This is a genomic window from Synechococcus sp. H55.11, assembly GCF_047462475.1.
Classification (GTDB): Bacteria; Cyanobacteriota; Cyanobacteriia; order Thermostichales; family Thermostichaceae; genus Thermostichus.
In genome coordinates this window covers 1-13,505 of sequence record NZ_JANSJI010000299.1, presented here as the reverse complement: position 1 = coordinate 13,505, position 13,505 = coordinate 1, and the positions used below count along the sequence as shown (strand labels likewise).

Annotated in this window: 11 protein-coding genes and 1 tRNA gene; 6 read left to right on the top strand and 6 right to left on the bottom strand. The window is 59.0% G+C overall.

Going from position 1 to position 13,505, the window contains the following annotated elements; all coding sequences use genetic code 11:
• The 5 genes from NW853_RS12050 to NW853_RS12030 all read right to left on the bottom strand — a co-directional run.
• Positions 1–255 (bottom strand): Uma2 family endonuclease (locus tag NW853_RS12050; protein WP_414349126.1); only part of this gene is annotated, 255 nt, incomplete at its 3' end.
• A gap of 17 nt (positions 256–272) precedes the next feature.
• Positions 273–908: an ATP-dependent Clp protease proteolytic subunit gene (locus NW853_RS12045; protein ID WP_414334595.1), complete on the bottom strand. Its 636-nt coding sequence runs from the start codon at positions 906–908 to the stop codon at positions 273–275.
• Positions 909–1,069: 161 nt separating this feature from the next.
• Positions 1,070–3,544, bottom strand: a complete 2,475-nt coding sequence (locus NW853_RS12040) for an ATP-dependent Clp protease ATP-binding subunit (protein ID WP_414334597.1) — start codon at positions 3,542–3,544, stop codon at positions 1,070–1,072.
• Between the two features lie 119 nt (positions 3,545–3,663).
• Positions 3,664–3,737, bottom strand: a tRNA-Arg gene (locus NW853_RS12035).
• A 150-nt stretch (positions 3,738–3,887) separates the two neighbouring features.
• Positions 3,888–4,970 carry a tocopherol cyclase family protein gene (locus NW853_RS12030; protein ID WP_414334598.1) on the bottom strand — a complete coding sequence of 361 codons (1,083 nt, stop codon included), beginning with the start codon at positions 4,968–4,970 and terminating at the stop codon, positions 3,888–3,890.
• A gap of 213 nt (positions 4,971–5,183) precedes the next feature.
• Here NW853_RS12030 and NW853_RS12025 point away from each other — a divergent pair, with 213 nt between their 5' ends.
• From NW853_RS12025 to NW853_RS12010, 4 genes are all read left to right on the top strand, one after another.
• A complete protein-coding gene (locus tag NW853_RS12025; RefSeq protein WP_414334600.1) occupies positions 5,184–6,488 on the top strand; it encodes a CmpA/NrtA family ABC transporter substrate-binding protein in 1,305 nt (434 codons plus the stop codon).
• Between the two features lie 467 nt (positions 6,489–6,955).
• Entirely contained in the window at positions 6,956–7,783 is an 828-nt protein-coding gene (ntrB, locus tag NW853_RS12020; protein WP_414334601.1) for a nitrate ABC transporter permease, read from the top strand.
• 167 nt (positions 7,784–7,950) lie between these two features.
• Complete coding sequence (locus tag NW853_RS12015) at positions 7,951–9,948, top strand: nitrate ABC transporter ATP-binding protein (RefSeq protein WP_414349125.1); 1,998 nt, start codon at positions 7,951–7,953, stop codon at positions 9,946–9,948.
• Positions 9,949–10,010: 62 nt separating this feature from the next.
• Positions 10,011–10,847, top strand: a complete 837-nt coding sequence (locus NW853_RS12010; protein WP_414349123.1) for an ABC transporter ATP-binding protein — start codon at positions 10,011–10,013, stop codon at positions 10,845–10,847.
• 31 nt (positions 10,848–10,878) lie between these two features.
• Here NW853_RS12010 and crn3 read toward each other — a convergent pair whose 3' ends face one another.
• Positions 10,879–11,784 carry a CRISPR-associated ring nuclease Crn3/Csx3 gene (gene crn3, locus NW853_RS12005; protein ID WP_414349121.1) on the bottom strand — a complete coding sequence of 302 codons (906 nt, stop codon included), beginning with the start codon at positions 11,782–11,784 and terminating at the stop codon, positions 10,879–10,881.
• 130 nt (positions 11,785–11,914) lie between these two features.
• Here crn3 and NW853_RS12000 point away from each other — a divergent pair, with 130 nt between their 5' ends.
• Together NW853_RS12000 and NW853_RS11995 are read left to right on the top strand one after the other, a co-directional pair.
• Positions 11,915–13,321: a TIGR03985 family CRISPR-associated protein gene (locus NW853_RS12000; protein ID WP_414349120.1), complete on the top strand. Its 1,407-nt coding sequence runs from the start codon at positions 11,915–11,917 to the stop codon at positions 13,319–13,321.
• Positions 13,318–13,505, top strand: a 188-nt coding sequence (locus tag NW853_RS11995) for a CRISPR-associated endonuclease Cas1 (RefSeq protein ID WP_414349119.1), incomplete at its 3' end; no start/stop codon positions are given. The genes NW853_RS12000 and NW853_RS11995, both read left to right, overlap by 4 nt.

Genomic DNA, 13,505 nt, shown 5'->3' with positions numbered 1-13,505 from the left:
CACGCTCAAATCTAGCTGGGGCAAAACCGAGGCAACAATGCGTTCAGGGCCGGTTTTAACCTCGTCTTCGTATTCCCCACCAACCCAGCGCAACACGGAAACCGACTGCTTAGCGGGATCCCCAATCCAGTATTCCGGGATCCCACCGGCAGCACAGTCTTTGCGCTTGTCTTGATAATCGCGTTTTTCATAAGGCCAGTTCGTGAGGCGTAGGTACCCCTCCGCCGTTAAAGGCTGTGCAGGGACTTGAACCATCGACGGAGCCCTCTGTTTTAATTTTTGGCTGTTGCCAACTTCGGCAAGACTTTGGAGCTGGTCAACACCTGGTCGATGAGGCCGTAGGCTTTGGCCTCTTCCGGAGTCATGAAAAACAGCCGCTCCGTGTCCTTCTTGATGCGCTCCAGAGGCTGGCCCGTGCTGCGAGACAATTCCTCCAGCATCATGTTGCGCAGGGTCAAGATCTCGCGGGTGCGAATTTCAATATCGCTGGCCTGTCCGCGAGTGCCACCGTAGGGCTGATGCAGCACGATCGTGGCATTGGGCAAGCTGGCCCGGAACCCTTTGGCGCCCGCCGCCAACAACATGGCTGCCATACCGATGGCATTGCCGATGCAGATGGTATGCACCGGCGGCTTGATGTAGTTCATCGTATCCAAAATGGCAAACGCTGCCGTGTCGTAGCTGTAGGTGCCCGTCGAGTTGATGTACATCTTGATCGGCTTTTCCCGATCCTCGTACTGCAAATACAGCAGTTGTTCCACAATCAGCTTGGTGACGTTGGCATTCGACTCCTCTGCTAGGGGCAGGCCCAGGTAGACAATGCGCTCCTGCAGCAGCAGCGAGGCCAAATCGGGAGGCGGAGTCCGAACCGGAGCGCCGCCATAGTAGTAGTAGGTCGATTGCACCATGCCAAAGTTCTCCTACGGCCAATCCCTTGACTCTAAAGACAACTGCCTAGAACAGCAACACAGACGAAGGATAAGAGCAAGGGATCCGAGAACAGCAGCGGATCCCTTGTCTTCCTAGCAACCAGAACCTGAAGGGGAGACACAGATGCCCCGCCGCAGCTTTACTCCGCTCCCTGCGGCAAGAGAACCCGCTCCGGCTGCGTGACCAGCACCTTGGGCTTGCGCTCCTCGTCCACATCGATGAGGACTTCCGAGCCCTCTTTGACGTGGCCGGTCAAGATCTCTTCCGCCAAGATGTCTTCCAACAGGCGCTGAATAGCACGGCGCAGCGGACGCGCCCCATAGCTGGGGTTGTAGCCCTCCTCCACCACCAAGTCTTTGAAGCGATCGCTGACCGTGAGGCGGATTTTCTTCTCCGTCATGCGGTCGAACACTTCCTTGAGCAGGATGTCGGCAATCTGCTTCACCTCGTCCTTGGTCAGTTGCCGGAAGACAATGATCTCGTCCACCCGATTGAGGAACTCAGGCCGGAAGTACTGCTTCAGCTCTTCGTTTACCAGGTTGCGGATGCGGTTGTAGTTTGCATCTTCGTCGTTGGTGTTGAACTCGAAGCCGAGGCTGCCGCCGCCCTTCTCGATCACCTTCGAGCCGATGTTAGAGGTCATCACGATCAGGGTGTTCTTGAAGTCCACCGTGCGGCCCTTGGCGTCGGTCAGGCGGCCATCTTCCAGAATCTGCAGCAGCAGGTTGAACACATCCGGGTGGGCCTTCTCGATCTCGTCGAAGAGCACCACCGTGTAGGGACGGCGCCGCACCGCTTCCGTGAGCTGGCCCCCCTCGTTGTAGCCGACATATCCGGGCGGGGATCCGATCAGCTTGCTGACCGTGTGCCGCTCCATGTACTCCGACATGTCGAGGCGGATCATGGCCGACTCGGAGCCGAAGAAGTAGGCCGCCAGGGCCTTGGTCAGCTCGGTTTTGCCCACCCCCGTCGGGCCGGAGAAGATGAAGCTGGCGATGGGGCGGTTGGGGTTTTTCAGCCCCACGCGAGCGCGACGAATGGCACGGGAAATGGCCCGCACCGCCTCATCTTGGCCGATGATGCGCTGGTGCAGGGTTTCCTCCATGTGCAGCAGCTTCTCCGACTCGCTCTCGGTCAGCTTGGCCACCGGCACCCCTGTCCAGGCGCTCACCACCTGGGCGATGTCCTCTTCGGTGACCTCCGGCATCTCCTCGCGGCTGCTTTCCTCAGCCTTCTTGGCAGCAGCAATGGCGCGGATCTGCTGCTTGATCTCCATCTCCCGATCCCGCAGCTCACCGGCCCTGTCGAAGTCTTGGGCCCGCACCGCGGCATCCTTCTCCTTGAGCACCCGCCGCAGCTCCTGATCCAGCTCCCGCGCCGCCGGCGGCAGTTGCGAGTTGATCAGGCGCACCCGTGAAGCCGCCTCGTCGATGAGGTCGATGGCCTTGTCCGGCAGGAAGCGGTCGGAGATGTACTGGTCGGCCAGCTTGGCCGCCGCATCCAAAGCCGCATCGGAGATCTTCAGCTTGTGGTGTTGCTCGTAGCGCTCCCGCAGACCAAACAGGATCTCGATCGTCTCTGAAACGCTCGGCTCGCCCACCATAATCGGCTGGAAGCGACGCTCCAGAGCGGCATCTCGCTCGATGTGCTTGCGGTACTCATCCAGCGTGGTGGCGCCGATGCACTGCAGTTCGCCGCGGGCCAGGGCGGGCTTGAGAATGTTGGCAGCATCGATGGCCCCTTCGGCAGCCCCGGCCCCGATGAGGGTATGCACCTCGTCGATGACTAGGATGATGTTGCCGGCGTTGCGGATCTCATCCATGATTTTCTTGAGGCGCTCCTCAAACTCGCCGCGGTACTTGGTGCCGGCCACCAACAGGCCGATATCCAAGCTGATCACTCGCTTGTCGGCCAAGATATCGGGCACATCCCCCTGCACAATGCGCTGGGCCAGACCTTCGGCAATGGCGGTCTTGCCCACGCCCGGCTCGCCGATGAGGACGGGGTTGTTCTTGGTGCGGCGGCCCAAGATCTGGATCACCCGCTCGATTTCCCGCGTCCGACCCACCACCGGATCCAGCTTGCCCTCTTGGGCCAATTGGGTGAGGTTGGAGCCGAATTCGTCCAGGGTTGGCGTTTTGGTGCGGCTGGAAGACCCACCCCCTGCCGTCACTTCGGCGGTCTCGCCCAACATGCGGATCACCTGGGTGCGCACCTTGGACAGATCCACCCCCAGGTTTTCCAGAACGCGGGCGGCTACCCCTTCCCCTTCGCGGATCAGGCCCAGGAGCAGGTGCTCAGTGCCGATGTAGTTGTGGCCGAGCTGGCGAGCTTCCTCCAAGGAGAGCTCCAGCACTCGCTTGGCGCGGGGAGTGAAAGGGATCTCGACAGCCACAAAGCCGGATCCCCGGCCAATAATTTTCTCGACTTCAATGCGGGCGTCCTTCAAGTTCACTCCCATGGACTTGAGAACTTTGGCGGCGACCCCAGTGCCCTCGCCGATTAACCCCAACAAGATTTGCTCGGTGCCAACGAAATTGTGACCTAACCGTCTGGCCTCCTCCTGGGCCAGCATGATCACCTTGATGGCTTTTTCTGTAAAGCGTTCAAACATGATCCTCGGGCTCCCTACGCCTGCATCAAGGCGGACTTGATAGGCCTAATCCTAACACAGGATTCAGGCCAACTAAGGTAGGGTAAATACCCCAGACGAAAAATCATCTGGGATCGTGACGCGCCTGGAGAGATTTGAACTCCCGACACCGTGGTCCGTAGCCACGTGCTCTAGTCCACTGAGCTACAGGCGCAAGCTATCTACCTACAGGAAAAGCAAAACAGCCACGGTTGAAGACCTGTCTCTCCTCTTCAGAGATGGACGCCTATCAGTGTGGCTTAGGTATTCTAGCACAAGAGCGTTTTTGGGAAAGTCCAACGGGGGTGTAGATATCCGCCAAGGTTCAACAATGCCCTGGCCAGGAGCGCAGAACTTCTCCCCCCACCTCGAGGCCGGCTTGGGAGCTGCTGGCCGTGAGCACCTGGATCCAGACTTGGCCGTTGCGCCGCCACAGGCGGGCTTGTAGATGGCCGGCCAAGGTGTCGCGGCAGTTGCGCCGCATCCCTTGCGGGCCAGGGGTGAAGACGGTTTGCCCAGGCTGCCGTGTATGACCTTCTACTTGGATGCACCAGTGGGATCCCTCACCGCGCACCTGCCAGGATCCCCAGGGATCCACTTGCCAGCTTAGCCGCGCTTGGCCGGGCCGCCATTCCAAAAAAGGCTGGGATCCCCACCCATGCAAGCTGATTAAGGCGACTTCTTCGGGGCGGGTGAGCACCTGTCGCTCGGCTCCGGCGCAGGTGAGGCTGAGGCCGGGATGGTCGGGAAAGGCGTTGCACTGGATCCAAAACCAGCGACGAGGGAAGCTCTGCCCCCAGTTTTTTTCGGCGTAGGCGGGGGCCTGCTCGAATGCGTAGCGCCTGCCCCGCCACTCCACCCAGCCGCTGGCCAGGCCGTGGCTCATCAGGATCTGCCAGCCCGGCTCAAAGATGGGCAGATAAGACCAGGCTCCCATGGTGGCCCGCGGCGGGATCCCATAGGCGCAGCAGGGTTGGATGCGATAGAGCCAGCGAACCGGCTCGGCCCGGGTGGGATCTGGCAGGATCCCTTGGTTGAGGTGGGCGCTGTATTGGTAGCCGCTGGCGGTGCGCTGGAAAAAGGTGAGGGGCTCCTGCAGCCCTCGCCAGCTCTCGCCTGGCCCGCCGGAGTGCCCCAAGGCCAGATGCCGCCAACTGGCCCAGAAGCGCTGCGGGTTGGGGAAGGTGCGCCACTGCAGCTCCTCGTCCGGCCCCAACACCTGTGCCATGCCTCCTCGCCTGGGATCGATGGCGTACATGAAGGCAAAGCTAAGGGGCGGATCCCCGGGCAAGGTGACACGGCTGTACCAACCTTCAAAAAACGGCTCGGCACAACCGTCCCAGTGATAGCCGGCATGGGGCAGGGATCCCCCATCCGTTGAGCCGTTTTGCTTAAAGCCCTCTGCCACCGGAGAGCAACTCCTTCGAGAATCGCCAAAAGATAGGGAAAAACCTATAGATACCAAAAGAATAATTGTATTGTTTCTATGCCTGTCTGCTTTTAGGATATCAACCAAGCTGAGATTTAAGGATTTCTTTACGAGGGGAATCCGTCGGTCTAGCGGCTTGAACTGGAAAGGTTTTTCTTGGCGCTCACATATTCTGTCAAAGATGAGGTGATCATGACATCACGTCGCAGCTTTTTATTGTCCGCGGGTGCAGCCACAGTGGGTGGGCTTGTGAGTGGCAGCCTAGCACGGGCCAGTACGGGCTACTGGGTTGCTCAAGCCAGCGGCCCGGAAACCCCCAACCTCAGGCTGGGTTTTATTCCGATTGTGGAATCTGCCCCTCTGATCATCGCCAAGGAGAAGGGCTTTTTCGCCAAGCACGGCATGACCGGCGTAGAGGTGTTGAAGCAGGCCAGTTGGCCGGCAGCCCGCGACAACGTGGTGATCGGCTCGGCGGGTGGGGGCATTGACGGCGGCCAGTGGCAGATGCCGATGCCCCATATGATCCACATCGGCGCCATCACCAACAACCAGCCGGTGCGCATGGCGGTTCTGTGCCAGTTGATCACCCAAGGCAACGGGATTGCCATTGCCGGAATGCATGCGGGCAAGGGCTTGGGGCTGGATGTTTCCGGAGCCGCAGACTACATCAAAAATTTCAGCGCCAGCAACGGACGCAAATTCAAGGCCGCCCATACCTTCCCCAACGTCAATCAAGATTTTTGGATCCGCTACTGGCTGGCTGCTGGGGGGATAGATCCGGATCAAGACATCGACCTGTTGGCGGTGCCCTCTGCCGAGACGGTGCAGGGGATGCGCAATGGCACCATGGATGCTTTTAGCACCGGGGATCCCTGGCCCTACCGGATTGTGGCCGATAAAATCGGCTTCATGGCGGCCCTCACCCAGCAGATTTGGCCTTTTCACCCTGAAGAATACTTGGCCATTCGCGCCGACTGGGTGGAGAAAAACCCCAAGGCCACGCAGGCCACTTTGATGGCGGTCATGGAAGCGCAGCAATGGTGCGACGATCCGGCCAACCGTGAAGAGCTGGTGCGCATCCTTTCGGGGCGTGCTTATCTAAATGTGCCGGTCGAGGTTCTCACGCCTCCTTTTCAGGGCAAGTACGAATTGGGAGACGGCAAGCCGGCTGTTCAAGATTTCAGCGCCGGGCCTCTGTACTGGGAAGATGGGCGGGGCAGCGTCTCCTATCCCTACAAGAGCCATGACCTGTGGTTCTTGACGGAATCGCTGCGTTGGGGCTTCCACGCTCGCTTCCTCAAGGATCTGGATACTGCCCGCCGTCTGGTGGATGAGGTCAACCGCGAAGATCTCTGGCGCGAGGCCGCCCAGGCTTTGGGGGTGAAGAACATTCCCAGCAACACTTCGCGAGGAACGGAGCGTTTCTTCGATGGGGTGGTGTTTGACCCTCAAGATCCCCAGGCCTACTTGAACAGCCTGAAAATCAAGAGGGCCTAGTATTGACTCCAGCCACCACAGACGTGTTTCTCGCAAGACAGGGATCCTCCCTATTTACAGGATCCCATCGAGTGAGAAAAAGCTGAGCCGAGCTTTCTGCTCACATCGAGTTGATAGAAACTGTCAGCCTTGCGCTTTTTGAAAAGCTTTGAATTCTATGTTGAGGATCGGCTATGTTAGCTCTACTTCACGTTCCGCGGGAATACTCCAGGGATCCCTGCTTCGAGAGACCGGCTCAGCCCCAATGGGACAAGCTCATCCTCTCGATAGCGATGGGGGCACTGATTTTACTGATTGTTGTGAGAGTTTTGTCGAGCTTGCAGTCCTTGTGTTTGCCCGTCCAAGGAAAAGGCAAGTCTGATCCAAGTTCGTGCTCTGTTGCCAGCACTTTGTAAAACCCCTCGGTCGAGATGTTCTGGGGGCGCAGCAACGGAGAACTGTGTAAAACCCTATCCTCTCTAGGAGCCATGACGACGACACTTTCTTCTCCGGCAAAGTCTTCGACGGCCAAGTTTGACTTTGCCAAGTATCGGGATCAGATCCTCCCTCCCGTGGTTGGCATTGCGGGATTTTTGTTGATCTGGCAACTTTTGTCCAGCGCCAACCTGATCCGGCTGCCGGGGCCATGGGATATTTGGATGGATGAGCGCAGCCGTTATCTAATCCTGCATCCTCTGTATCGCAACAGCGACCTCGACCAAGGGCTGCTGTGGCAAACTTTGGCCAGCCTGCAAAGGGTTGCCATCGGCTACTGCAGCGCCGCCTTGGCGGGCATTGCCCTGGGGATCTTGGTGGGCAGCAGCGTGTGGATCAACCGCGCTTTGGATCCCCTCTTCCAATTTTTGCGCATGGTGGCTCCCTTGGCCTGGGTGCCCATCTCCTTGGCGGCTTTGCAGCGCAATGAGCCGGCTGCCCTGTTTGTTATTTTCATCACCTCGATCTGGCCCATTTTGATCAACACAGCGGTGGGGGTGAGACAGATTCCGGAAGACTACATCAACGTTTCTAGAGTGCTGAGGCTTTCCAAGATAGACTTCTTTTTTAAGGTGCTGTTGCCCTCTGCTTTGCCCTACATGTTCACAGGTTTGCGGGTTGGCATCGGCCTCTCCTGGCTGGCGATTATTGCTGCAGAAATTGTCATGTCTGGCGTGCCAGGGATCGGCTTTTTTATCTGGGATGCCTACCAGCAGAATTATGTAACTGAGATCATCGTTGCTGTCATCTACATTGGGGCGGTGGGCTTGCTTTTGGATCGGCTGGTGGCTGCCCTGCAAAACAAAATAGCCAATCGCTAGCCCCGTTTGCAGATCTTTTCACTGCATGTCCATCCAATTGAGTTGGGATCCCTCTTCCATTGTCTTTGAGTGTTTGCTCCAATCCGCTCTTCAAAAAGAGTAGAATTGAGGTCTGGGATCCGAGTTGCCGAGCAAATTGAGAGTATCTACAGGTGGGGAGGTCTTCTGTGTCTGTATTGGTCAGTGTAGAGCAAGTGGAAAAAGCGTTTGGTCTGCCTGGGGGCCAAGAATATCTTGCTCTCCAAGGGATCGATCTCCAAATTCACCGCGGGGAGTTTGTCTCCTTAATCGGCCACTCCGGCTGCGGCAAGTCCACCCTGTTGAACATGGTGGCGGGGTTGTCTTTACCTACCGGAGGGATCGTGGCTTTGGATGGACACACCATCACCGTTCCCGGCCCCGATCGCATGGTGGTGTTTCAGAATTACTCCCTTTTGCCTTGGCTAACGGTTCGGCAAAACATTGCCCTGGCCGTAGACGCTGTGCTGAAAAACTACTCCCCAGCAGAGCGTCAGCAGATTGTCGAAGAACATATCGATCTGGTTGGTTTGCGGCAGGCGGCGGATAAGTTCCCAGCGCAACTCTCAGGGGGCATGAAGCAGCGGGTAGCCATCGCTCGCGCTTTGGCGGTAAGGCCCAAGGTGTTGTTGTTGGACGAGCCCTTTGGCGCTTTGGATGCCCTTACACGGGGGAATCTGCAGGAGCAGTTGATGCGCATCTGCGAAGAACATCACGTGACTACCCTTATGGTTACCCACGATGTGGATGAAGCCGTCCTGCTCTCGGATCGGGTGGTGATGCTGACCAACGGGCCGGGATCCCGAATTGGCAATATTTTAACCATCGATATTCCCCGCCCCCGCCGCCGGTTGGAGGTGGTCAATCACCCCAGCTACTATAGCTATCGCAGCGAGATCATCTACTTTTTGAACCAGCAAAAACGGATCAAGCAGTGGCGGGCCCGCCGCAGCACCGTGGTGGCCAGGCACGGTTTGGAAAAGATCAACTTGGAGATTGGCTTTGTGCCCCTGACCGCCTGCGCCCCGCTGGCGGTGGCCAAAGAAAAGGGGTTTTTTGCCAAACACGGCCTGGAAGAAGTCAATCTGGTGCGGGAAACCAGTTGGCGAGGGATCCAAGACGGCATCCAGGGAGGTTACTTGGATGCGGCCCAAATGCCCGCCGGCATGCCGGTGTGGATGTCTCTGGGCGGCGGGGACAATCCGCCTCAGCCGGTGGTGACTGCCCTTACCTTGACCCGCAACGGCAATGCTATTACCCTGCACAGGCGCTTCTACGAGCAAGGGATCCACACGCTGAGCCAGTTGAGGGCTTACATCTTAGATAGCCCCAGCCGTCGGCTGACCTTTGGGGTGGTGCATCCCAGCTCCATGCACAACTTGCTGCTGCGCTATTGGCTGGCAGCCGGCGGGATCCACCCGGATCACGATGTTGTGCTGAAAACCCTGCCCCCGGCCCAGATGGTGGCCAACCTAACAGCCGGCAACATCGACGGCTACTGTGTAGGAGAGCCTTGGAACTTGCGGGCCGCTCTGGAGGGCAGCGGCTTTACGGTGGCTACAGATTTGGAGATTTGGCTGGGCCACCCCGGCAAAGTGTTGGGGGTGCGCGAAGAGTGGGCCAGGGCCTATCCCAACACCCACATTGCCCTGGTGAAAGCGTTGCTGGAAGCCTGTCGCTACTGTGAAGATCCGGCCCACCACGACGAGATTCGCGAGCTGCTCAGCCGCCGCGCCTACCTGAGCACTGATCCTTCCTACATTCACCTGGGGGATCCCCAGCGCCTGCTCTGTGACCTAGACATGCCAATGCGGGAATATGCCCACCACCGCTTCTTTCTGGGCGCCGGCAACCGTCCCAGCCGCACCGAGCATCTGTGGATGATGACGCAAATGGCCCGCTGGGGGGATCTGCCCTTCCCGCGCAACTGGGTAGAGATCGTGGAGCGGGTGTGTCAGGTGGGAGTCTTCAGTACGGCGGCCCGCGAGCTGGGGCTGGATGTGTCTTACCAACGCCAGCCCATTCAATTGTTCGACGGGATCCCTTTTAATGGCGAGGATCCCTTGGCTTACCTCAACAGTCTGGCGATTAAGCACGACATTTACGTAGCCGAGGTTGCTTTGGATCGTCGTCCTGTGTTGCTCTAGAGATCTCCTTGGCAAAAGCACGTTCCCAGTTGTGAGAAAACGATGAATTGGAGCACCCCACGATGACTGCCCTCTTGACAACCTCTACCCCAGTAGCCACAGCCGCAGAGCCCTACTTAACCCTTGAGAATGTCAGCAAGACTTACCCAACTCCTAAGGGGGAGTATCCCGTATTGCGCGATATCAACCTCAGCGTCTGTGAAGGAGAATTTGTTTGCATCGTTGGGCATTCCGGCTGTGGCAAAACCACCCTGCTGAACATGGTTTCTGGCTTTACCCAGCCCACCGGCGGCTCGGTAAAGCTCAAAGGCCAGCCAATTACAGCTCCTGGGCCAGATCGCATGGTGGTGTTTCAAGGGTATGCCTTGTTGCCCTGGCTCACAGTTTATGAAAATGTTTACTTGGCTGTTCAGGCGGTGTTTCCCCAAAAGAGCCAGTCAGAAAAGCATCAAATTGTAGAAGAACACCTGAATCTGGTGGGGCTGGGGGAAGCAGCCCAGAAATATCCCCCGCAAATTTCCGGAGGGATGAAACAGCGGGTGGCCATTGCCCGTGCCTTGGCAATCCGCCCAGCAGTGCTGATTTTGGATGAACCCTTTGGGGCTTTGGATGCCATCACCAAAGAAGAACTTCAGGAGGAGCTGCTGCGCATTTGGGAGGAACATCGCTGTACAGTTTTGATGATTACCCATGACATTGACGAGGCACTGTTTCTGGCCGACCGTTTGGTGTTAATGACCAACGGCCCTGCGGCCACCATCGGGCAAATCATCTCTATTCCCTTCCCGCGTCCTCGCGACCGCGAGCGAATTTTGGAGGATCCACAGTACTATCGCCTGCGCAACTCCGTCCTCAGCTACCTCTACGGTCGTGAGGCCAACCCTGAAGCGGCTAACTAAGAGCTGCAAACCCCAGATGGAACTCCTGCCCTTATCCTGCTGAGCCGACCAAGCTGCGCACGGCCTGCAGCAGCTCAGCAGGAAGCGGAGAGCCGGGATCCCAGCACAGCTCCAGTTGGTTGGGATCCCTGGGCAGATCTTCCTGGCAGGGGCCCGTGTGCAGGACGGCCACACACCGCAGGTTGCCCCGATCCCGACAAAACTCATGCCAGAGGGGAATGGCCGCCGGATCCCGGCTGACCAAGAGGTAATGGGAGCAGGCTTCCAGGATCGGCTGCTTGTGGGGATCCACCTTGCCGCCCACATCCACGATCACCAAGCTTTTTTGTTGGCGCAGGGCGAGGATGGCCTGGGCGTGGAAGCTGAAAAATTCAGGGGTCAAACGTCCCCGGTAGCGGTGCTTGAGGATTTTGGCTTCTTCCGGCGGCAGATCCAACGTCCAATTTCCTTCCCCATCCCAGTGGGCCCGCTGCAGATAAACGTTGGGATCCTGGGGCAGCAGGGCCTCGAAAAGAGCGCGGGCCAGGCGGCTTTTACCGCTATCCGGAGGGCCCACCACCATCACTGCCGCCGCCAATTCTGAGCCTGGCCTGCCCTGCACCCAGGGGATGATCTCGCCCACCTGCACGTCTGGGCTGTGGCTGGAGACCACCACTGCCCCCAGGCGCGGGTCGTAGCAGGCCACCCAGCGGGTGAAATGGCACTCGTGCACCAACCAGCCGTAGAGCCAAATGGGGGCGCGCCCGCTCAGTACCACTCCCAAGCGGGGGTCGATCCCCCCAGGCAGGCGCAGTTGAGCCAGATCTTCCGGGAAAACCAGCCGATCCGGTCGGGTCAGCTCGATTTCAATGACCTGAAACGATAGCCCGCCAAGATGGGGTTTCTGCGGCCAATGGGCCAGATAGCCAGACCGCAACTGCAGTGCTACAGCAGCCATAGCAATGGGGACGGAACGACAACAGACTGGCTCCAGTATGGAAAAGATTGGAATCGGGAGCTTCCAATTGTTGGCAGAGTAGGGGCGAAGGGATCCGACCTTGGTCTGTGCCTTGCCCTGGAGGGGGGAGATGAACGGAGGGGAGTTGCCTTTGACGGCAGAAGTATTGCGCTGGCTGGCGGGCGGACAGTTGCCAGAGCGCCTGGAGCGGGCGGTGCGTCTGTGGGTGCTGCTCCAGTGCCTCTATGGCGAAAACCGCTGGCCGGATCTGCCGCAGACCTTTGGCTACACCCACCTTCGGGATCGTCTCTTCTCGCCCCACCACCCCAAGCAGGATTTGCCCCACGGGATCTCCTGCCCAGATCCCGGCTGCATTTGCCAGAAGCCCCTGAGCTTTTGGCTAAAGGATCCCGACCTGGTGGCCGCCTTGAAAGCCGAAGTTCCCCATCTGGAGACGCTGCTGGCTAGCCGGCCCTTTTTCAAGACCCACCGCACCCTGCGCAAAGAGCTGGACTACCTGGCCGCCCGGGGCTGGCTGCAGCCAATCGAGGCCAACTCCAAGCGAAGAGATAACTTTCGCTGCCGCGCCGCCGGGGATCGCCCCTCCTTGCCGACGGCTGCCTCGCCCTTGACGTTGTCGGGCGGCCAGCTTGAGCAGATCTACCACGTCCTCAGCGACGTGGCCTTTGTGCATCCCGACGTGCAGGTGTTGCTGGACGATATCTGGAGAGGTCATCAACACCGGCAGCGGCGGCTGTTTGTCTGGTTTGAATACATCCTCTCCGACGAACAGCAGGAGCGGGTGGACGAATACCAAAACCAGCTAGAGGCCTTCTGGACAAAACCGGCGGCAGGGCTGATCCGCTTTGATTACGAAACCCGCCAGCACGGGATCCAAAGGGTTTTCACCTACCCGGTTTGCCTGTTTTATGCCCGCCGCGCCAAGTATTTGGCGGCCTTTGGTCAGCTCCCGCAGGCTGCCGGATCCCTGGGCTGGCACAACTTTCGCCTGGATCGCATTTGCTCGCCTCGCCTGACGGTGGTGCCCTGGTCTGACCCTGCGGTGCCGGCAGAGCTAGTGGCCCGCCAGAAGCAGGGGAACCTGCCCACCCCCGAAGCGGTGCAAGCGGCCTGGGAAGAGGCCTGGGGATCTGATTTCTATCTGCCCAAGGCGCTCTTGATTTTGCGCTTTGCGCCGGAGTTTGCCCGCCGCTACGTGGACAACACGGTGCGCCACCCCACCTTCCAACCCATTGACTACGAGCGGATCCCGGCTTTGGTACGGCGGGAGGTAGCCGATGCGGGGGAACGGGAAAAGATCCTGCACATTCTTCGGCAGAGGCCGGCCAGCGACCGCTACTTCCGCGCCTATGTGCGGGTGGGAGACACCAACTTCACCATGCGCCTGCGGGATTGGCGGCCCAACGGCGAAGTGATTGCCCCTCTGGCCTACCGGGAACAGATGGCCCAAGAAGCGCAGGCAGAGCTGGGGTTTTACCGGCCCGAGTTGGCCCTCGCCAAACCCGCCTGCCCATGACCACCCTCTATTTAACCGAGCCGGGTACCGTGGTTCACTGCCAGAACCAAAGCTTGCTCATTCGGCGCCGCGGCCAAGAGCAGCTTTGCCGCCTGGCCGAACTAGAGCTAGTGGTGGTACTGCCCGGGATCCAGTTGACCGCCGCCGCTCTGGCCCAACTGCTGGATCGCGGCGTGGAAACGAT

What these genes read in the sequence shown, in the direction of transcription:
- NW853_RS12045 (WP_414334595.1), bottom strand. Translation starts at nt 908, where the DNA reads ATGGTGCAATCGACCTACTACTACTATGGCGGCGCTCCGGTTCGGACT.
- NW853_RS12040 (WP_414334597.1), bottom strand. Translation starts at nt 3,544, where the DNA reads ATGTTTGAACGCTTTACAGAAAAAGCCATCAAGGTGATCATGCTGGCC.
- NW853_RS12025 (WP_414334600.1), top strand. Translation starts at nt 5,184, where the DNA reads ATGACATCACGTCGCAGCTTTTTATTGTCCGCGGGTGCAGCCACAGTG.
- ntrB (WP_414334601.1), top strand. Translation starts at nt 6,956, where the DNA reads ATGACGACGACACTTTCTTCTCCGGCAAAGTCTTCGACGGCCAAGTTT.
- NW853_RS12010 (WP_414349123.1), top strand. Translation starts at nt 10,011, where the DNA reads ATGACTGCCCTCTTGACAACCTCTACCCCAGTAGCCACAGCCGCAGAG.
- crn3 (WP_414349121.1), bottom strand. Translation starts at nt 11,784, where the DNA reads ATGGCTGCTGTAGCACTGCAGTTGCGGTCTGGCTATCTGGCCCATTGG.
- NW853_RS12000 (WP_414349120.1), top strand. Translation starts at nt 11,915, where the DNA reads ATGAACGGAGGGGAGTTGCCTTTGACGGCAGAAGTATTGCGCTGGCTG.